The sequence below is a fragment of the Marinomonas sp. 5E14-1 genome, from assembly GCF_039939215.1.
Lineage (GTDB): Bacteria > Pseudomonadota > Gammaproteobacteria > Pseudomonadales > Marinomonadaceae > Marinomonas.
In genome coordinates, this window is sequence record NZ_JBDXMW010000006.1 from 1 (window position 1) to 20,358 (window position 20,358).

General features: G+C 42.6%; 16 protein-coding genes and 1 tRNA gene. 1 reads left to right on the top strand and 16 read right to left on the bottom strand.

Annotated features, from left to right (window positions below; translation table 11 throughout):
• Window positions 1-159: 159 nt before the first annotated feature.
• The 16 genes from ABFY09_RS06775 to tkt form a co-directional block, all read right to left on the bottom strand.
• Complete coding sequence (locus ABFY09_RS06775; protein ID WP_347983544.1) at window positions 160-960, bottom strand: ABC transporter permease; 801 nt, start codon at window positions 958-960, stop codon at window positions 160-162.
• Window positions 957-1,844, bottom strand: a complete 888-nt coding sequence (locus ABFY09_RS06780; protein WP_347983545.1) for an ABC transporter permease — start codon at window positions 1,842-1,844, stop codon at window positions 957-959. The genes ABFY09_RS06775 and ABFY09_RS06780 overlap by 4 nt, the downstream gene beginning before the upstream one ends.
• Window positions 1,837-2,919, bottom strand: a complete 1,083-nt coding sequence (locus ABFY09_RS06785; RefSeq protein ID WP_347983546.1) for an ABC transporter ATP-binding protein — start codon at window positions 2,917-2,919, stop codon at window positions 1,837-1,839. The genes ABFY09_RS06780 and ABFY09_RS06785 overlap by 8 nt, the downstream gene beginning before the upstream one ends.
• A 79-nt stretch (window positions 2,920-2,998) precedes the next feature.
• Window positions 2,999-4,111 carry an extracellular solute-binding protein gene (locus tag ABFY09_RS06790; RefSeq protein WP_347983547.1) on the bottom strand — a complete coding sequence of 371 codons (1,113 nt, stop codon included), beginning with the start codon at window positions 4,109-4,111 and terminating at the stop codon, window positions 2,999-3,001.
• 363 nt (window positions 4,112-4,474) lie between these two features.
• Window positions 4,475-4,708: a hypothetical protein gene (locus tag ABFY09_RS06795; protein WP_347983548.1), complete on the bottom strand. Its 234-nt coding sequence runs from the start codon at window positions 4,706-4,708 to the stop codon at window positions 4,475-4,477.
• Between the two features lie 71 nt (window positions 4,709-4,779).
• The gene (gene serA, locus ABFY09_RS06800; protein ID WP_347983549.1) at window positions 4,780-6,009 is read right to left on the bottom strand and encodes a phosphoglycerate dehydrogenase; all 1,230 of its coding nucleotides are present in this window, start codon (window positions 6,007-6,009) and stop codon (window positions 4,780-4,782) included.
• 147 nt (window positions 6,010-6,156) lie between these two features.
• Window positions 6,157-7,260 (bottom strand): tRNA (uridine(54)-C5)-methyltransferase TrmA, encoded by a 1,104-nt coding sequence (gene trmA, locus ABFY09_RS06805; RefSeq protein ID WP_347983550.1) that lies wholly within the window; start codon window positions 7,258-7,260, stop codon window positions 6,157-6,159.
• Between the two features lie 110 nt (window positions 7,261-7,370).
• Window positions 7,371-8,339, bottom strand: coding sequence for a hypothetical protein (locus tag ABFY09_RS06810; RefSeq protein ID WP_347983737.1), 969 nt, complete (start codon window positions 8,337-8,339; stop codon window positions 7,371-7,373).
• A gap of 39 nt (window positions 8,340-8,378) precedes the next feature.
• A complete protein-coding gene (gene mtnN / locus ABFY09_RS06815) occupies window positions 8,379-9,074 on the bottom strand; it encodes a 5'-methylthioadenosine/S-adenosylhomocysteine nucleosidase (protein ID WP_347983551.1) in 696 nt (231 codons plus the stop codon).
• A gap of 16 nt (window positions 9,075-9,090) precedes the next feature.
• Window positions 9,091-11,673, bottom strand: coding sequence for a hypothetical protein (locus ABFY09_RS06820; protein WP_347983552.1), 2,583 nt, complete (start codon window positions 11,671-11,673; stop codon window positions 9,091-9,093).
• Window positions 11,661-12,752, bottom strand: coding sequence for a substrate-binding domain-containing protein (locus ABFY09_RS06825; RefSeq protein ID WP_347983553.1), 1,092 nt, complete (start codon window positions 12,750-12,752; stop codon window positions 11,661-11,663). The genes ABFY09_RS06820 and ABFY09_RS06825 overlap by 13 nt, the downstream gene beginning before the upstream one ends.
• Window positions 12,753-12,940: 188 nt before the next feature.
• A tRNA-Leu gene (locus ABFY09_RS06830) sits at window positions 12,941-13,025 on the bottom strand.
• Window positions 13,026-13,146: 121 nt separating this feature from the next.
• Complete coding sequence (gene fba / locus ABFY09_RS06835; RefSeq protein ID WP_347983554.1) at window positions 13,147-14,214, bottom strand: class II fructose-bisphosphate aldolase; 1,068 nt, start codon at window positions 14,212-14,214, stop codon at window positions 13,147-13,149.
• A gap of 270 nt (window positions 14,215-14,484) precedes the next feature.
• Window positions 14,485-15,648 carry a phosphoglycerate kinase gene (locus ABFY09_RS06840; RefSeq protein ID WP_347983555.1) on the bottom strand — a complete coding sequence of 388 codons (1,164 nt, stop codon included), beginning with the start codon at window positions 15,646-15,648 and terminating at the stop codon, window positions 14,485-14,487.
• 45 nt (window positions 15,649-15,693) lie between these two features.
• A complete protein-coding gene (locus ABFY09_RS06845) occupies window positions 15,694-16,713 on the bottom strand; it encodes a glyceraldehyde 3-phosphate dehydrogenase NAD-binding domain-containing protein (RefSeq protein WP_347983556.1) in 1,020 nt (339 codons plus the stop codon).
• Window positions 16,714-16,826: 113 nt separating this feature from the next.
• Window positions 16,827-18,827 (bottom strand): transketolase, encoded by a 2,001-nt coding sequence (gene tkt / locus ABFY09_RS06850; RefSeq protein ID WP_347983557.1) that lies wholly within the window; start codon window positions 18,825-18,827, stop codon window positions 16,827-16,829.
• A gap of 363 nt (window positions 18,828-19,190) precedes the next feature.
• Between tkt and metK the strand changes: the two genes are divergently transcribed.
• Window positions 19,191-20,354 carry a methionine adenosyltransferase gene (gene metK, locus ABFY09_RS06855; RefSeq protein WP_347983558.1) on the top strand — a complete coding sequence of 388 codons (1,164 nt, stop codon included), beginning with the start codon at window positions 19,191-19,193 and terminating at the stop codon, window positions 20,352-20,354.
• Window positions 20,355-20,358: the final 4 nt, after the last annotated feature.

Here is a 20,358-nt window from a genome sequence, read left to right on the forward strand (position 1 = left end):
TGTGCAACCTTTTTATGTCAAAAAAGACAATTAATTTAATACAAAAGCCTTTTTGTTCACATAACAAACAAAAACACCTTTTTTAGAGTGTTTTTTAATCAAGTCAAAACAAAAAAGCCCATTCCATGGACAGGAATGGGCTTAGCCAACCTTGAGAGTCTAGTTTTGGTTTCCCGATATTTCTCTACGTCGCTTCACTTCGTAGACAATAGCCAACAGCACGGTCACCGAGATCATCACTAAACCCAAAGCATTCACCGCAGGCGTCAATCCGGTTCGAACTTTAGAAGCAATGTAAACCGTCAAGGTTGTGTCATAGCCTTTTACGAACAAGGTTGTGTTGTAATTTTCAAAAGACTGTAAGAACGCGATACCCGCAGCGGAAATAATTGCCGGTTTCAAATAGGGTAAAAGTATGCGTCTAAAAGCTTGCCATTGAGTTGCTCCTAAACTTAACGCGGCATTTTCCAAGGTTCGGTCAAAGCGCTGCAATCTTGCTAATACCATGAGCATTACATAGGCAGCAATAAAAGTAGTTTGCGCCACAACCGTCAAGAATACTCCGCCGCTCACCGACAAGCTTTTCCAGAAAATCAGTGTAGAGATACCCACGATCACTCCTGGAGTTAGCAAGGGCGACATCATCAAAGTATAAAGGAAGGTTTTACCACGCCCTTGATAGGTTGAAAGTAATAGCGCACAACAGATACCAATGGGCACAGCAACCAACAAAACACCTAAAGCAACAATACCACTGGTCCATAGAGCCTTCCACATGGCGCCATCTTGAGCCAAGGCTTCAAACCACTTAAGTGTGCCCCCTTTCCAAGGAGAGACAGTGGGAAAGCGACTGTCATTAAATGTCGCCACACCCATGATAATAAGCGGTGTAAATAAATATAGAAAAAAGACACCTATATAGAAGCGTACCCCAATACGCATAATGGTTTCTGACTTCATTTGGCGATATCTCCTAATCCAACTTTAAAGACACGCATAACAAAAGCAATGAAACCAATACACATGACGAGCAACAAGAAGGCATAGGCCGCCCCTTGGTTCCAATTACCGCCTTCAAAGAACCAGTTGTAGATAATTTGCGTAAACCAACGACTACCCGGCGAGCCTAATAATGCTGGTACGGCGTAACTCCCTGCAGCCAACATAAAGGTCATGATGCAACCTGTGGCAATACCTGGCTTCGCATGAGGAATGACTACCCGCCAGTGTGTCCGAATCCAGCCAGCTCCTAAATTACGAGCCGCTTTGATTTGATTGGAATCTAAACTCTCGATAGCGTTATAAATTGGGAAAATCATAAACAAAATGTAGGCATAAACCATACCAATCAAAACACCACCATCACCAGACAAAAACCGAATTGGACGATCGATAAAACCTAAACCTAGCAGCAAGGCATTCAAAGGGCCTTTATAAGCAAGAATGATATACCAAGAAAATGTACGTAAAATTTCATTGATCCAAAAAGGAATAATTAACAAAAGCAAACACAGCGCCGCCTTTTGTGGCGTTGCAACTTTCGCTAAATAAAAAGCAATTGGATAGCTCACTAACAAGGTTAATACTGTTACTAAGACACTTGACCACAGTGTTTTAAAGAAAATCGCAAGGTGAATATCATTATTAAATAAGGTCTCATAGTTCACTAATGAAAACGTATCTTTTGGCCCACCTATCTCTGAAGGTAGTAAATTCGGTTTCAAAGAATAATCAATCATTAATATTTGAGGAAGTATCACTAAAATAATAAGCCATACAGCAACCATTCCCAGAATACCAAGCGCTAATCCACTACCAAAACGGGACTTAAGCTGATTAAACATGATCCTCTCCAGCAATAATGATGGCGTTTTCCTCATCATACGAAAGGCTAATAGGCGCACCAATTTTTAATGCATCAGAAAATTGATGAGTACCTAGCTGAATCGATAACGCTTGCTCAGCCGACGCATTAGCATGCAAAGTCAGGTATGCACCTTCAAAATTGACTTCATCAATATTAGCATGGACAGTGTGCATCCCCTCTTCAGACTGAAGTCTAAAATGTTCAGGACGAATAAATAAGGTTGCTTCACTACCCTCAACCAAGTTGCCATAAGACCGTCCAGCCAGTTTTCCCATCGGTCCACAATCTAATACAGCGACGCCAGAACTAGCCGACAAAACCTTACCCCTAATACCATTATTTTCCCCAACAAAAGAGGCAACAAAAGCTGTATGAGGGTCTCTATAAAGCGTAATAGGGTCCGCAACCTGCTGAATTCGACCAGCAGACATAACCGCCACACGATCAGACATCGTCAAAGCTTCACCCTGATCATGGGTGATATAGATAAAGGTAATACCCGTTTTACGTTGAATCTCTTTTAACTCTGTCCTCATATGTTGGCGTAGCTTTAAATCGAGGGCTGAAAGAGGTTCATCAAGTAATAACACTTGAGGCTCAACCGCTAAAGCTCGAGCAATAGCGATACGCTGCTTCTGACCACCAGACAGTTCTGAGACTCGCTTTGTCCCACTACCTTCTAAAGCCACCAACTCTAACAAACGATCTGATGTCTTTTTACGTTCGGCTTTGGGTACACCTCGGACTTCTAGGCCAAACTCGATATTTTCGGCCACTGTCATCAAAGGAAACAAAGCTAGATTTTGAAAAATCATAGAAGTGGGACGCTTGTTGGCCGGAACACCCTGCATGGATTGACCACCAATTTTCACATCACCTTTGGTTGGGTCTAGAAAACCACTAATCATATTCAAAATGGTCGTTTTACCACAGCCAGATGGACCTAGAAAACTAAAGAACTCGCCCGACTTAATCTGTAAGTCGGTAGGTTGAATGGCGGTAAAGTCACCAAACTGCATGACGACATTATTCAAATGAACACTGCTATCCATGAGACTCCTCGAAAATTAATAAATAAGAATAAAAAAGCCCCTCGCAGAGGCAAAGTCTGCGAGGGGCTTTTGAAACAAGTTAAGCAGACAAGAAACGGTCTTGGTACTCGTTACGAAGTGCCACATACCATGGTTCCTGAATTGGCCACCACCAAAGGTTTGCCAAGTCTTGCTCAGAATAAGAGTCTTGGAAGAATTGTTTTGTTTCAGCAGGCAACAAAGCGTCAGCACCTTTCGATGTAGAGTTATAACCTGTTGATTTAACAAACATCGCTCCGGCTTCTGGCGTGTAATACCAGTTAATGAACTCATATACAGAATCCACGTTGTTCGCGTTTTTCGGAATAACAAAGCCTTCCATCCAAGCCAACGCACCTTCTTTTGGCGCACCGTAGGCGATGGGCTCACCTTCAGATTTCAATTTAAAGGCTGTGCTATCCCAAGTTTGGCCGATTATCGCGCCATTGGTTCTGAAAGCACCTTGCGCTTCATTTTCAGTTGACCAGAACTGGGCGATAGACGCTTTGTTCTCTGCCGCTACTTTTAGAATCACATCGAAGTTAGCGCGCATGGCTTTTTCATTTTTGTAAGAATCTAATAATGGGTAAGGTAGTTTGCCTGCTTTCTCTAACCACAAACCGATGCCAACCAAAGATGAATGGCCACGTACAGTAACGCCACCAGCGTTTTCAGGTAGCCACAAGTCACCGTAGCTTAAATTCTTAGGATCAACTTTTGCGTATTCAGTGTTATAAGCAATCGCCTCTGTTCCCCAGTCAGCTGGAGCAAAGTAGCGCTTGCCATTCACAATCCCACCAACATCCGAGCCAGCCAACGCACTTTCTAAACAACCATCCCAATTCACTCTTTTTACGTCTAAAGGTTGGACTAAGTCGTAGTCAACATAACCAGGAACACGGTCAACAGTTGGCATAATGATATCAAATCCAGTGCCATCTGTAGCACGCAGCGAGTTCATTAGCTCATCATTGGTTCCGTAAGGCGTAAAAGTTGCATTAATACCTGTTTTTGCTTTGAAGTCAGACAGCATTTCATCCGTGATATAACCCGCCCACGCATAGATTCGCAGCTCTTTATTCGCTGCGATTGCACGGTTGATTGAAAACGGAGTTGCTGCAACAGCACCAGCTGCAGTGGCACCTTTTACAAATTGACGACGAGAAAGAGTCATTCTTGAGCTCCTGTATTTTTAAATGGTTGTGTTGCGTTAAGAAAGTAGCACTTAAATCTAATTACCTATAAAACATATTTTTATTAAACATGCTTTTAATAAAAAACCAATCTAATACAAGATAATGACCAATTTGTGACAGGGACAGCTTTTTTTTCACAGAAATGACATATTTGCACTAAAGACGTCGCTTTTAACAATCTTTACGTCGCAAATGATGCAAAATAAAAAATATCTCATTTATTGGAAAATATCGCCAATAAAGCCGAAGTAAGAGCACAAGAAGTGGCCACTTATGCTACCGATACGAATACTGAAATAACGCACAGTGCCGATCAAGCCACCTTACTCACCGCACTCTAATCAAATCACCATAGACAGACTCAATAGCAGTAAAAGAACACTAATTAATTTGGAGTCTTCCGTATCAAGCACCTCAACAGCAAAAATCAGTCTTACACAAGCACTTGGGCTATCGCTCTTGAAAAGCTGGAACAAGCTAATGAATCCGAAGAGCTCATGACTAGAATGGCAAGCAACATAAAAACTAAGATCCAAAATATCACGACAACCTTCGACATTAGTCGCTAGTTTCACATTAGATTTTAGACATAAAAAACCAGCCGATTTGGCTGGATTTTTTATTTGATAAACCCAAAACGTGAAAACTAGAACAAAAGTCTGGCTTTAATGGTGCCATCTACTTCTTTCATTTTCTCAAGGGCAAGTTCACCAGTTTCTACATCCACATCCATTACCATGTAGCCTAGTTTCTCCGTTGTACGAAGGTATTGACCAGTAATGTTAATATTGTATTCCGAAAAGATTCCATTGATCTTAGAAAGCACACCCGGACGGTTTTCATGAATATGCAAAATACGATGATTATCGGACTGAGCTGGCAACGCCACTTCAGGGAAGTTAACCGCTGCAATGGTTGTCCCAACATCAGAGAACTTAATTAGCTTCTCAGCCACTTCAACACCGATATTTTCCTGTGCTTCCATTGTACTACCGCCAATGTGTGGTGTAAGAATCACATTGTCTAAGCCGCGCAAAGGAGAAACGAACTCTTCATCATTGCCTTTTGGTTCAACAGGGAATACGTCTACGGCTGCACCACCTAAATCGCCCGCTTTAATCGCATTTGCAACAGCGTCCAAATCTGCAACTGTACCGCGTGAAGCATTAATGAAGATAGAGCCTTTCTTCATTTGTGATACTTCTTGTTCACCAATCATTAGTTTTGTAGAGTTTGTTTCAGGTACATGCAAACTAATAATATCACTGGTAGAAAGAAGCTCTTTCAAGCTTTTAATTTGGCGAGCATTACCTAATGGCAATTTAGTCACGATGTCATAAAAGCACACCTCCATACCCAAAGACTCAGCCAAAACACTCAACTGCGTTCCTATGCTACCGTAACCAATGATACCCAAACGCTTACCACGAGTTTCATAAGAACCCACTGCAGACTTAATCCAGCCACCTCGATGACATGCGGCGTTTTTAGCAGGAATACCACGAAGCAATAAAATCAACTGACCAAGAACAAGCTCAGCCACACTACGTGTGTTCGAGAAAGGTGCATTGAAGACTACAATGCCTTTTGCACTTGCCGCGTCTAAATCAACTTGGTTAGTACCAATACAGAAACACCCAATACCAACTAACTTGTTAGCGTGCTCTAGTACTTTTGCTGTTAGCTGAGTACGAGATCGAATGCCGATAAAATGCGCTTCCGAAATTTTCTCGATTAGCTCATCTTCTGCTAAGGCTGTTTTATGGTACTCAATATTAGTGTAACCAGCGTCATTCAATGCATCTAATGCAGATTGATGAACACCTTCTAATAGCAAGATTTTGATTTTATTTTTGTCTAGTGAGTTATTACTCATGGCTCGTTCGACTTCTCTATGGTTGTGGGGGGAAATTTTGCGCTTATCTTAACACAGAATAATTTGTAACCTAGTGTCGATTCTCTCATTAAAACAAGAGCAAGATTCATAGCAAACTCTATCCATAAAGCTTGCTACTTCACTCCTTTAAAGCTGCACTTTTCGTTGCAAATACACACCCGTTTCAACGTGATGTGTATAAGGAAACTGATCAAACATGGCATATCGAACCACTTCATGTGTGCTGGATAGCGTCTCTAAATTGGATTTTAGTGTTTCTGGATTGCAGGAAATATAAAGAATAGCATCAATTTTTCTCACTAATTCCACTGTTGCATCATCTAAACCAGCTCGCGGTGGGTCAACAAGAACAACGGAAGGAGACAATTCGCTTACACCAGCCTGAACCAAGGTCTTTGGTAGCTCTATATCACCGTTTAAAGCAGCGGAAACATCTTCACTGGCCATTTTCACAACTTGAATATTCTGCATGCCGTTTATGGCAATATTAAGCTGCGCGGAATTAACAGACACTTTTGAAATTTCTGTCGCAACCACTCGATCAAAACGTCGAGCCAAAGGAATTGAAAAATTACCATTGCCACAATACATTTCTAATAAGTCACCAGAAGCATTTTCGGTGACATCCAGCGCCCATTCCAACATTTTTTCACTGATACCTGCATTCGGCTGAGTAAAGCTATTCTCAACTTGTTGGTAATGGAATTTCTGGCCGTGAACCGTCAATGTCTCCATAACAAAGTCGCGGGTCAGAATTTGCTTCTTTTTGCGGCTTCGACCGATAAAGTGACAAGCAGGAAATGCAGCGTCCAAACCTTGGGCTGCAAGATTCCATTCTTCATCAATCGGCTTATGGTAAAGCAAGCTGATTAATGCTTCGCCTGTTGTGGTCGTTAAAAAATCCACTTGAAAAAGCTTGTGACGCAATACTGGAACATCTCGAACCGCATCAATTAGCTTTGGCATTAAATCATTAATAAGAGAAGACGCAGCGAGGAATTGGTCAGTACGAATTGGCGTGCGTGGATCGGCAGAATCAAACATGGCGTAGTACAAGTCATCGCCTTCATGCCAGATACGGAACTCGGCTCGCATACGGTAATGGGACGATTGACTTCCATACACTTCCATTTCCGGTAAGGACAAATCCGCCATTAACTCGGCCAATGCAACCTGTTTATCTTGCAGTTGCTGTTCATATAATTCTGGTTGGATTTGATCCGGTCTCATGGCTCATTCTCTTAAAAAGTACTAAGGTTCTTAAAACGTGGCATTATACGAATTCCCTCCACACAAATCTAATGACTTCCCGGCATGCGAGAAAAGAGGATCGAACAGTACTAGTTCAAATATTCTGGTCCAAGCAGAATCGCAAGAGATAAAGTCAATGAAAACACGCCTTCATAACCATCTTCCGCTTCATGAGTAAATTGCGGCTTTACCTGACCAATTAACCAGTCCTTGTATAAAAAACATTCATATTGGAGATTATATAGAAAGGAATCTGATGAGAGCTGACGCTCACCTGACTGAAGAAAACTCAGCTGATAATTGAGTCGATTACGATCATTAATCACATGATGAAGGAAAAGGTTTTCTCGTGCATAGAAAAGTCCTTCACTATCTAACCAGACCAAACTAAAGTCAGTACCATAATTCACCGACTCAGTCTGTTTATAATCCACGCCTAAAACATAGCGAACACCAACACCTTGAGAATAATAAGCGAATGCTTCCTGCTTTTGCCACCAACCAAGCCGAGCATTATCTTTTTCTTGTGTGAACCGCAGGCGTACAAAAGGGTCGAGCGGAAAGTCCAGCAAGACGCCGGCGTCAAAATCTGCTCCTAAATCAGAGCGTACAAACCTAACCGCCGCCGAAAGACTGGACTCTAATGCTGAACTAAGCACATTGTTTTGCTCTGATACTTCATTCCTCACATTTTCCGGTGTCAATGAATCACCGTTAGATTCAATAACTAAATGAAGACGATCTTTTGTATTCGGCAGTTCCCACTGAGCATGCAGATCAAAAAATCCGGTTGTTGATCCCTCTTCCAAAATCGAACCAAAACGTATCTGAACCTGACTTTCGGAAGAGGACAAGCTTGGCCTTCCGGATAAAAAAGCATCCATGTTGTTTGACCAACTGCCAATTGTCTTTGATACAGCACTATGGGTTGTTTGCCACCAAGGCAGATCTTTTATTTCGTCTTCAGCAAAGGAATCACTCTGTATCTCATTTTGCTTTAGAGGCTGTGCCTCTAAAGCATCTTCAGACCAAGCAGGACTGGACAAAAAAACGGTCATCCATGTCAATAAAGTGCATTCCTTGCAAGGCAGCATAAATTAATTGTCTTTTAACATTTCTTGAATAATCAAAGAGGAATTTTCCGCCGCCACTTTTAGGTACTCTTCAAAACTTTTTGATGACTCTTTGCCAGCGATATCCGATAACGAACGCACAACAATAAAAGGCACTTCAAATTTATGGCAAACCTGAGCAACGGCCGCGGCCTCCATTTCAACCGCCACCAATGACGGAAAGGTTTCTCTTACCTTCTCAACTCTCACAGGGTCGTTCATAAAACTGTCCCCTGTTCCAATCAAACCGACCTTGGCTTGTACATCAGTTACCGCTGAAAATGCCTTTTGGGTTTGGCTAATCAAAGAGGTATCAGCCGCATAGGTTTCTGGCATATTTGGCACCTGCCCCATTACGTAACCAAACGCAGTAACATCGACATCATGGTGAACAACCTGATCTGAAATGACCACGTCGCCTACTTGCAACTCTGGATCATAACCACCAGCAGAACCAATATTGATAACGTATTCTGGCTTAAACTGAGACAACAATAGTGTTGTAGACACGGCCGCATTTACCTTACCAATACCAGACTTTAATAGAACAACATCTTTTCCTTCAAAGTGCCCTATAAAAAAGTCGCAACCAGCAATGCTCTCTTCACGAACATCTGTCATCCATTCTTTAATAACAGCCACTTCTTCATCCATGGCGCCAATTAATCCAATTACACTCATTCTTTACTCCTAATGTTTAGACTTCCTGAGTCACGTACTCAGTAAATCGTCGTATCTGCTCACCCGAGTAAGGCTGCTTCATTTCAAAAATAGCCACATTATCCGGCATTTCATCCCACCTTTGTACTGAAAAGAAGCGCACATCAGGAAACGAGGTTTGAATCGCTTGTAACAACAAGCTTGGCTGAGACTCTAATAGCACTAGAGATGCCAGAGGATGATAAGAAAGCATGGCCGAGTAATTCGATAAATCGGCTAACCACTGCACACCTAAATCACAGGTCTCTAGTTCGGCATGCCAGATTGCTTTACTCACTCGACTGCCACCAACGATGACCCAAGAGTTCGTTTGATTGTTAGATTGAATCGGCATAATGCCTTCAAGCTGACTTGCTCCCAATAGAGCCTTATGTAGAACATAGTCCGAAGGGCATCCCACTAAACTAAAAACATCCGGATCTACACATTTGGGGAAAATACTATTAAGCCAAATAATCGGTAGCTTATCTCTTTGGTATTTAAGCTTGAGCGCCTCAGTCATATTTCTTTGCGAATCCATATCTTGATCACAACTAATAAGAACAACATCGAACTTCACTACTTCACTGGTTTGGGTAAAGAAACTATCCGTGGAAGCGTATTTCTCAACAGAGGCCCCCAGTTTGGCCAAAGACTCCTGAACCACACTTGCATTTGGGTAATCAGTCACGATCCAAGCAACAAGGAGTTCATTCGGCAAAACCTCCAACTCCTCAACCGATTCAGTTTCTTCCAGTCTTAAGTTCAGTTGCAATGCATTATAACGCAAGACTTTCTTCTCACCTTCCAAGGAGTCTAATACCGCCTTAATCATCCAGAAGAACAATGGTCTAGATGCCATGTCATGCATTACGACTAATTCAAATTCAGAGCCCCTAGTTTTAATACTTAAACGTCGTTCTTCCATGTCATTCGACATCACCATCATAAATAGAACACGCATTAAACTTCTTAAGTGGGTGTTCACTGCAACCACTCGAACACCAACCTCTAACGGACAGTCTAACAACATTCTATTGGCTTCAATTCCCATGACCTTAACAACATGAGCACTTTCTTGAGCAAGAAGCTCACCAAATGGTAAGTAAGCAACACCTTCATCTACATTGCCAATGTCATCCAACACAGACGTCAGCAAAGCAATCCAGCCCCTTAGTTGTGCGGCTGTTATATGTTGTGGCAATCGCGATAAGTAAGTTAGCTCACTCTGCATCGCCTCTGTATTCACTCTTTTCTCGGCGGCAACAGAAAGCGGTTGCAACTGTTCTAACTGCCAGATCAAGCTGATTTCTTTCGTCATATCTAGGCCAATTAATAACAGTCCTTGATAGCCACTTTCATTGACAAAAGAGTGGGCCTGCCATTTATAAATACATCTTTGATCCTCAGAAGTGATGTCAAACTTCACCCCTACTTCACCTTTTAATGCCGCTTGGATATTTTGATGACAAGAAATCGGCATAAAATCAAAAATAGTCCGAGCTTTCTTCGAGTCAGGGAACAGCTTTCTTGCTTCCGCATTAATCGTTTCTATTTCTGTCACTTCATTGCAAAAAATAATGGCGCAATGAACCGATTCCGTAAGAAGCTGGAAACGTTGCTCTTTCGACTCAAGAAAGGTTTTATCCGCTTCAGCTCTTTGCTGTAATGGAAGTAATTCTTTGTAGGGCAACAAATACTTATTGCTCCGATGAGCCATCTGCTCAATCGGCACAAAAACATACCGCCTGATTTGGTACATAAGTAAGAAATAGAACACCAGCATGACAAAGCCAACAGCCAGAACAAAAGGCAGCACTTTAATAGCAAAACCTGGTAGCGCTTTGTTTCTCTGACCCACTTCTAGCTCAAGATCAGCCTGAACAGAAGACATCAAAGGCCAACTGGAGAATAAAACTTTTCCAGTTGCATCCTGGTCTATTTTACTTTCTTCTAATAAAACTTTAGTTGTCCCGCTAGATTTATCAGAGATACGAACCGCAGCCACTTGGCCGCTACCCAGCAATACACTTGCAAAGGTGACGTTTTCCTTTAATGAAATAAAACCATACAAAAAGCCAATATTTCTTTTCTCATCAGAAACGATTTTTTTCTTATGCATCAAGAAGACCAAATTATCTTCCGTGGTAACCGACACCCATTTATTGATCAGCCCTTTTTGAAGCAAAGGCCGAAATTGCGCCTGGGTAAATAAACGCGCTCGTGGATCCATCGTATGCTGGCCGTGACTCCATTCAATATAAAAGAAATCCAATTCACCAAAAAACAACGCATCATGATGACCAAATAAAAGGTCCAGCTCTCGCCCTGATGTGTAATTATTCAAAGATAGGTCTTGGGTAATTAACCGCATTTCATCTTCGGCGTGATCTAGGTAATTATTAAAAGCTTGCTCTACAGATTTATGCCTTGAGGCAAAATTGTTTTCCAAGAAAGACTGATGTAGAACCACAGCCAAATAAAAAACAATCAGACACATACAAGCAAAGATCACAGACAATAAAGCGAAAGCTTTACTCTGCAAGCGATGCCGTAAACTAATCGGAACTACTTCTGCCATAACATCACCGAATATGGGTAAGCTTGACTCACCATCAAGCGTAAACTGTCAAAGTCTAATTCTGAAGGCACCAAAGTTGAACGAGCGACATAAAGATTTGGCATGTTTTTTCCTTCCAGATCCAATTTGATTGCCTCTGCGAGCGCAACGGATAGGTAATCTTTCATAAACAGTACACTGACTTTTATTCTTGGATTAGCGAGCCCTTTGACCCCCTCTCGAGTAAGCCCCCAACCATTGGTTTGCACTCTTTGATTGTCCGTTTCTTTTAAGGCCGCAAGTACGCCTTCGGAAATATGAGCCGAGCAACTAAAGATAAAATCGACCTCAGTCTCTGCCAATAAAGCCCTCGCTGATTCAGCCGCTTGCTCTCGCGAATTTTGAACAATATCAATCGTATGAATAGTGCGACCAAGCTGTGTTACCTCATCCAAAAAAGCGTCACAGCGCATGTGCCCAAGGTATTTATCCGGCAATACTAGCGCCGACATTTTCACCTGTTTAGGAAGTTGGCGATCTAAATAACTTGCTAGCTGCTTTGCCGCTTGTTTTTGATCAAACCCGATATACATGAGCGGAGATCGATCCACCCAATGTATCAAAGGTGTTGAAAAATCATACAGAAGCACTTTGGTTTTATTTCCATATAAAAAACGCTCCAAAAAACGTCGTTGCACAATCCCTAGTTTTGTCATCACAATATAATCTGGCGCACTTTTTTCAATTTTCATATAAGAACTGACATCACCATCATCTTCTAAATTAGAAATATAAATATCTAATCGATAGTCGATGTTTAACTCTCGCATCCTTTGCTTAAAAGACAGTAACAAAGCCTCATTCGCCAAGGTGTCTGCTTCACCAAATAGTAGCACCGCAATACTGATAGGCTTATTTTGAGTCCTTAGAATGGAAACCGGAGGAGAATGAACAATAGAAGTAAAAAGCTCTATCAAAGGGCCTTGTCTAGGCATCAGCCGTTGAAAGACGTCGTCGCTCATTAAATCACGCGTCAGATTCGAGGCTTGAACAGAAAACACAGAGAAAATAAATAAAACCAAAAACCACAGTCTTCGCATGAATCAATCCGATGAAGGCACATAAAGGTGTCATTCTAACCAAATTAGCGAAATTTCGTGAGGACGTGAATAACTAATTAAAAACAAATGTAAAAAACACTCGTTTAAAACGAATCCTGAGACTTAAAAAGCATAGAGACAAATTACAGACGAAAAAAAAGCTGACATAAAATCAGCTTTTTTAAATATGGTGCGGAAGGAGAGACTCGAACTCTCACGCCGTGAAGCACTGGAACCTAAATCCAGCGTGTCTACCAATTCCACCACTCCCGCAAGGAATGGCGAGCATTATAGGTAAATGAATTTTCTGGTCAATAGTTTTTTTACTTATTTATCAAAAAACTTAAAAAATATTGCCTTTCACCTTTGCTCGCACAATAACTAAACAATTTGCTTAGAAAATACGTCCGTTATTGTATTCACCACGCTCGTAACGAACTGCCATTTCTTCTAGATCGAACGTATGAATGCGAGAAGCCTGACCAGCAGAACCAAATGCTTCATAACGGTCAATACAAACAGCCTTCATTGCACGAATACTTTCTGTTAAATACTTACGAGGGTCAAAGTTACCTTTGTGCTCAGCCAAACTACGACGAATCGCACCAGTTGCTGCTAAACGTAAATCTGTATCAATATTCACTTTACGAACACCGTAACGAATGGCTTTCACGATTTCTTCAATCGGCACGCCATACGTTTCAGGAATATCGCCACCAAACTCGTTGATAATAGACAACCAATCCTGAGGAACAGAAGAAGAACCATGTAATACAATGTGTGTATTTGGGAGAAGCTCAACAATTTGGCTGATGCGTTCAATATCAAGAATGTCGCCAGTCGGTGGACGAGTGAATTTATAAGCGCCATGACTTGTACCGATCGCAACCGCAAGCGCATCAATGCCTGTTGCATTAACGAAGTCTACGGCTTCTTGAGGGTCGGTTAACATTTGATCGTGCGACAAAATACCTTCCGCACCAACACCATCTTCTTCGCCCGCTTGACCAGTCTCCAATGAACCAAGGCAACCCAATTCGCCTTCAACTGACACTCCACATGCGTGAGCAAACTCAACAGTACGACGAGTCACATCAACATTGTATTCATAGCTTGCAGGGGTTTTACCATCTGCTTCTAACGAGCCGTCCATCATGACAGACGAAAAACCAAGCTGAATCGAACGCTGACAGATAGCAGGAGACGTTCCATGATCCTGATGCATTACCACAGGAATGTGTGGGTAATCTTCAATAGCAGCAGCAATCAAATGACGTAAAAAGTGTGAGCCAGCATATTTACGAGCGCCAGCCGATGCTTGCATGATAACAGGTGAATTCACTTCATGGGCGGCTTCCATAATAGCCTTAACCTGTTCCATGTTATTCACATTAAAAGCTGGCAGACCGTAGCTGTGCTCAGCAGCATGATCCAGCAGTTGACGCATACTAATTAAAGGCATACAAGGTTTCCTCTGACTATTTGTCTTATATTGTATTTATAACAGGCGACGTTAGGGTGTTGGCTAACAGTTCATCCTGTTGCATGATCTGCTTCACAGCAGTCACGTGGCTTACGCCTTATTTCCATTCGATCTTAGCGTCGAATATGTCACTCTCTAGTTTTCATAATAGCTGGCCTTGTTTGCTTTTTTGGAGCAACAAACAAGGCCAGTAATTGGACTTTTCGCCCTTATAATATATTTAGAATGCTATTTTTGCATTTTGTAATACTAATTTTGCGCGCGTGACTCCAACATCGCAACAGCTGGAAGCACTTTTCCTTCAACAAACTCTAAAAAAGCACCGCCGCCCGTCGAAATATAAGAAATCTTATCCGCTAAACCATACTTATCAATCGCGGCCAAGGTATCACCGCCACCAGCAACAGAAAACGCATCGCTATCTGCAATGGCTTGAGCAACCACTTCTGTACCTTTAGAGAAGTTATCAAACTCAAATACGCCACATGGACCGTTCCATAAAATGGTTTTCGCGTTTTTCAAGATATCTGCCATAACTTGAGCAGAATCCGGACCTAAATCCATTATTTCCTCGTTGTCTTCAACTTGGTCAACAGGCTTAACTGTCGCAACTGCTGTTTCTGAGAATTCCGTACCAACACGAACGTCAGTCACTGCCGGAATATCCAGATCCGCCATTAGCTTTTGAGCCTGAGGAATAAGGTCTTTTTCGTACAAAGACATACCAACATTGTTACCGCGAGCAGCAACGAAAGTATTAGAAATACCGCCGCCTACAATCAATTGATCACAAACTTTAGACAGAGATTCTAAAACCGTTAACTTTGTTGATACTTTAGAACCACCAACTACAGCCACCAAAGGACGAGCTGGGTTATCAAGTGCTTTACCCAATGCATCAAGCTCTGCCGCTAATAAAGGGCCAGCACAAGCAATAGGTGCAAACTTCGCTACGCCATGAGTGGAAGCGTGTGCACGGTGCGCGGTACCAAATGCATCCATCACAAACACATCACATAATGCCGCCATTTTCTTAGACAAGGCTTCATCGTCTTTCTTTTCACCTAGGTTGAAACGTACGTTTTCAACTAAAACCAGCTGGCCGGCTTCAACTTCTACGCCATCCAACCAGTCTTTTACAAGAGGAACCTCTTGTCCTAGCAAATCAGATAAATACGCAGCTACAGGCTGGAGGGAAAACTCTTCCTCGTACAGACCTTCTGTCGGACGACCAAGGTGTGACATAACCATCACTTTAGCGCCTGCTTCTAATGCCAGCTTAATAGTTGGTAATGCCGCACGAATACGAGCATCGCTCATTACTTTTCCGCCTTTGACTGGCACGTTTAAATCTTCACGAATCAATACGCGCTTGTTCGTCAAATCTACATCTTTCATATTCATTACAGTCATGTACGATGTCCTCGTCATTTAATTTTTAATATTGTAATACAAATACTAGTCTTTAATCACATTTGCCCAGTATTTCGCTACATCCAGCATTCGATTAGCATAACCCCATTCATTATCAAACCAACACAGCAACTTAACCATACGCTTATCAATGACTTGGGTCTGTGTGCTGTCAATGATCACAGAACGTGGATCATGATTAAAATCAACAGAAGCATGCGCCTCTTTAGAAAAACCCATTAATTCGGCGTATTTACCATTAGAAGCTTGTTCTAATTGTTGGTTTATTTGCTCCACCGTTACATCTCGATCCGTACGTAATACAAGATCAATTACGGAAACATTTAACGTCGGCACACGCACTGCATTACATCCCATTTTCCCGCCAAGCTCTGGCATCATTCGAGTAATGCCTTTCGCCAAACCAGTATCAACAGGAATAATCGAGCTCAACGCGGCACGGGTTAAACGTAAATCTTTCGTGTGATAACCATCAATCACAGGCTGATCATTCATTGCAGAGTGAATCGTTTGAGTTGTGCCATGCACGACACCTGCAAACTGCTTAATAACATCCAATACTGGAATCAGGCAATTGGTTGTGCAAGACGCGGCGGAGACAATTCCGTGGCTCACTTGTATTTCTTCATGATTAAAGCCATACACAATCGTTGCATCCACATCTGATGCCGCAGGTTGGGAAAGCAGAATTCTTGGCGCGCCAGCGTTTAGATAAGCTTGTGCACCTTCTCTGTTCGAGAAACTTCCAGAGCATTCAAACACCATATCAAGATCAAGAGACGACCACTCTAGCTCTTCAGGTTGAGCGCAAGAAAAACAGGCGATTTCATCACCACCAATTAGAAGCGTATTGCCTTTTGTCGATACAGATTGAGGAAAGCGACCATGCGTTGTGTCATAGCGCGTAAGATAGCTGATTGTCTCAATATCAGACAATTCGTTGATTGCCACCACCTGAATGTGGTCGCGGAAACCGTTTTCATAAAGTGCTCTTAAGACCGAGCGCCCTATTCGGCCATAACCATTAATAGCGACTCGCAACATATTCTCACTACTTCATCGCAACGAAAACCGATTAAACACCGTTTTTCATCTTATAAAAAAGGAAAAAGAGGCGTACAAAATACCGCCTCTTTTTCTTATTAGCCATTCAATATTTAAACGGCTAGGATTTTTTCTGCTGTCGCGACAACATTATCAACCGTAAAGCCGAAGTGTTTCAGCAAATCACCGCCAGGGGCAGATTCACCAAAGGTTGTCATAGCAACCATAGCGCCATTAAAGCCAACATACTTGTACCAGTAATCTGCATGAGCCGCTTCAATAGCAACACGTTTGGTTACAGAATATGGTAAAACAGACTCTTTGTACGCAGCATCCTGAGCATCAAACACACTCGTTGACGGCATAGATACTACACGCACTTTTTTGCCTTTCTCTGTTAAAGCTTCTGCAGACGCAACGGCCAAACCAACTTCAGATCCAGTTGCCAACAGAATAAGATCTGGCGTGCCAGTGCAATCTTTCAAGACATAAGCGCCTTTTGCCACATTCGCTAATTGCTCAGCAGTACGCGCTTGCGCAGGCAAACCTTGGCGAGAGAAAACCAATGACGTAGGACCATCACGACGTTCGATAGCGGCCTTCCAAGCCACGGCTGTTTCCGCTGCATCACATGGGCGCCACACAGACATATTTGGTGTCATACGCAAGTTAGCAAGCTGTTCAACAGGCTGATGCGTTGGGCCATCTTCACCTTGTCCAATAGAGTCATGTGTATAGACAAAGATGTTTTGAATGCCCATTAAAGCCGACATACGAACGGCATTACGCGCATATTCCATAAACATCATGAAAGTCGCACCGTAGTTAATGAAACCGCCATGCAAAGACACGCCATTCATAATACCGCTCATACCGAATTCACGCACACCGTAGTAAACATAGTTACCAGCTGCGTCATCTTGGATACCTTTAGAACCAGACCATAATGTCAAGTTAGAGCCAGCAAGGTCAGCAGAGCCACCCAGCAATTCAGGTAAGATAGAACCAAAAGCACCAATCGCATTTTGTGACGCTTTACGGCTGGCAATGTTTTCACCTTTGTCTTGGCTTTCTTGAATAAAAGCTTGTGCTTTCGCTTCAAAGTCAGATGGCAATTCACCCTTGATCACGCGACGTTCAAATTCGGCAGCCAGTTCAGGGTAAGCCGCTTTGTATGACTCGAACTTCGCTGCCCATTCATCTTCATGAACAGAGCCTGCTTCTTTAGCATCCCAACCTGCATAAACGTCAGCCGGAATTTCAAAAGGTGCATGTGGCCACTCAAGGAATTCACGAGCCGCAGCAATCTCAGCGTCACCCAATGGCGCACCGTGACAATCATGACTACCAGATTTGTTCGGCGAACCAAAACCAATCACTGTTTTGCAGCAAATCAAGGTAGGTTTGCCAGTTTCCGCTTTAGCCGCTTCGATCGCTGCTTTAATCGCAACAGGATCATGGCCATCCACATCCGCAATTACATGCCAACCATAAGATTCAAAACGCTTAGGTGTATCGTCAGTAAACCAGCCTTCAACATGACCATCGATAGAAATACCATTGTCATCCCAAAACGCGACCAATTTACCAAGCCCCAAAGTGCCTGCTAATGAACAAGCTTCATGGGAAATACCTTCCATCAAACAACCATCACCAAGAAAACAATAGGTGTTGTGATCAACAACCTCATGGCCTTCACGGTTAAATTGAGCCGCTAATGTTTTCTCAGCGATCGCCATACCAACCGCATTGCTGATACCTGCTCCTAAAGGACCCGTTGTTGTTTCAACGCCATCGGTATAACCATATTCTGGATGACCTGGTGTTTTAGAATGCAATTGACGGAATTGCTGTAATTCTTCAATAGGTAGTTTGTAGCCAGATAAATGCAATAGAGAATAAATAAGCATGGAACCATGGCCGTTTGACAATATAAAGCGGTCACGATCAACCCATTTTGAATTGTTTGGGTTATGCTTTAAAAAATCATTCCATAACACTTCAGCAATATCGGCCATTCCCATTGGCGCGCCTGGATGACCTGAATTAGCTTTTTGCACTGCATCCATACTTAATGCGCGTATGGCGTTAGCAAGTTGTTTACGAGACGGCATGGTTATTCCACTCCTGATAGCTTAACAAACAATAGAAAAAACATTCTCTACAGAATAGAGCCACCATGCAATGCTGGCACCACCGTTATGCCCAAACAATGGGCAAAGAAAATGAAATGACATAAAACTGCACCATCGTAACAAAAAAACCACCTTTTGACTCACTAAAATCTAACGAATGGGTTGATATTTAAACAACTCTAGTCCATCATTCGCGACTTAACAGCGTCGATTTGTCTCGGCTTGCGGGCGCTATATAAACTCAGCTAAACAGATACGTAAGAACCTGTTTAGCATTTTTATGCAAAACAGGTTTTTTTATGCCTGTTTAGCAACCAACTCAGCTAAAGAGGAAGACTCATCATGTCAGAATATTCTTTATTTACTTCTGAATCCGTTTCAGAAGGTCATCCAGACAAAATCGCAGACCAAGTCTCTGACGCTATTCTTGATGCCATTCTTGCAGAAGACAAAGAGGCACGCGTTGCCTGCGAAACCCTAGTGAAAACCGGCATGGTATTGGTTGCGGGCGAAGTTCGTACAAATGCTTGGGTCGATATTGAAGAAATCGCGCGCGGTGTTATTCGTGAAATAGGCTACAACAGTTCAGACATGGGATTCGATTGGGAGTCTTGCGCGGTAATGAATGCCATCGGCAAACAATCTGCTGACATCGCAGTGGGTGTTGATGAAGCTAACGAAAAAGAACTCGGCGCTGGCGACCAAGGTTTGATGTTTGGTTTTGCGACTAATGAAACCGACGTATTAATGCCTGCACCTATCACTTACGCTCACCGTCTTGTGCAACGCCAAGCAGAAGTGCGTAAAAATGGCGCGCTTGATTTCCTTCGTCCAGACGCCAAAAGTCAAATTACTTTCCGCTATGATGAAAACGGCAAACCATGTGCAATTGATGCTGTGGTTCTATCCACTCAGCACAGCGCATCGGTAAAACAAGCCGACCTACGTGAAGCCGTGATGGAAGAAATCATCAAGCCTGTTCTACCGGCTGAGTGGCTATCAAAAGAGACCAAATACTTCATCAACCCAACAGGGCAGTTCATCATTGGTGGCCCTGTTGGAGACTGTGGTTTAACAGGCCGTAAAATCATAGTAGATACATATGGCGGTATGGCCCGTCACGGTGGCGGCGCTTTCTCGGGCAAAGATCCATCAAAGGTTGACCGTTCTGCGGCTTACGCTGGGCGTTATGTAGCCAAGAACATTGTCGCAGCGGGTTTAGCGGACAAATGTGAAATCCAAATTTCCTACGCGATCGGTGTGGCTGAACCAACGTCAATTAGTATCAATACGTTTGGCACAGGCCAAGTAAGCGACGCTGTCATTTCGCAATTGGTTCGTGAACATTTCGAATTACGACCAGCAGGCTTAATTGAAATGTTGGATCTAAAACGTCCTATTTACTTACCAACCGCTGCCTACGGCCACTTTGGTCGCAAAGGTGAGAACTTTACTTGGGAAAAAACCGACAAAGCCGACGCTTTACGTAAAGCCGCTGGTTTATAAGTTT

Bases quoted from the DNA above. Each gene is read 5' to 3' on its own strand.
- ABFY09_RS06775 (WP_347983544.1), bottom strand. From the start codon at position 960: ATGAAGTCAGAAACCATTATGCGTATTGGGGTACGCTTCTATATAGGT.
- ABFY09_RS06780 (WP_347983545.1), bottom strand. From the start codon at position 1,844: ATGTTTAATCAGCTTAAGTCCCGTTTTGGTAGTGGATTAGCGCTTGGT.
- ABFY09_RS06785 (WP_347983546.1), bottom strand. From the start codon at position 2,919: ATGGATAGCAGTGTTCATTTGAATAATGTCGTCATGCAGTTTGGTGAC.
- ABFY09_RS06790 (WP_347983547.1), bottom strand. From the start codon at position 4,111: ATGACTCTTTCTCGTCGTCAATTTGTAAAAGGTGCCACTGCAGCTGGT.
- serA (WP_347983549.1), bottom strand. From the start codon at position 6,009: ATGAGTAATAACTCACTAGACAAAAATAAAATCAAAATCTTGCTATTA.
- trmA (WP_347983550.1), bottom strand. From the start codon at position 7,260: ATGAGACCGGATCAAATCCAACCAGAATTATATGAACAGCAACTGCAA.
- ABFY09_RS06810 (WP_347983737.1), bottom strand. From the start codon at position 8,339: ATGACCGTTTTTTTGTCCAGTCCTGCTTGGTCTGAAGATGCTTTAGAG.
- mtnN (WP_347983551.1), bottom strand. From the start codon at position 9,074: ATGAGTGTAATTGGATTAATTGGCGCCATGGATGAAGAAGTGGCTGTT.
- ABFY09_RS06820 (WP_347983552.1), bottom strand. From the start codon at position 11,673: ATGGCAGAAGTAGTTCCGATTAGTTTACGGCATCGCTTGCAGAGTAAA.
- ABFY09_RS06825 (WP_347983553.1), bottom strand. From the start codon at position 12,752: ATGCGAAGACTGTGGTTTTTGGTTTTATTTATTTTCTCTGTGTTTTCT.
- fba (WP_347983554.1), bottom strand. From the start codon at position 14,214: ATGCCTTTAATTAGTATGCGTCAACTGCTGGATCATGCTGCTGAGCAC.
- ABFY09_RS06840 (WP_347983555.1), bottom strand. From the start codon at position 15,648: ATGACTGTAATGAATATGAAAGATGTAGATTTGACGAACAAGCGCGTA.
- ABFY09_RS06845 (WP_347983556.1), bottom strand. From the start codon at position 16,713: ATGTTGCGAGTCGCTATTAATGGTTATGGCCGAATAGGGCGCTCGGTC.
- tkt (WP_347983557.1), bottom strand. From the start codon at position 18,827: ATGCCGTCTCGTAAACAACTTGCTAACGCCATACGCGCATTAAGTATG.
- metK (WP_347983558.1), top strand. From the start codon at position 19,191: ATGTCAGAATATTCTTTATTTACTTCTGAATCCGTTTCAGAAGGTCAT.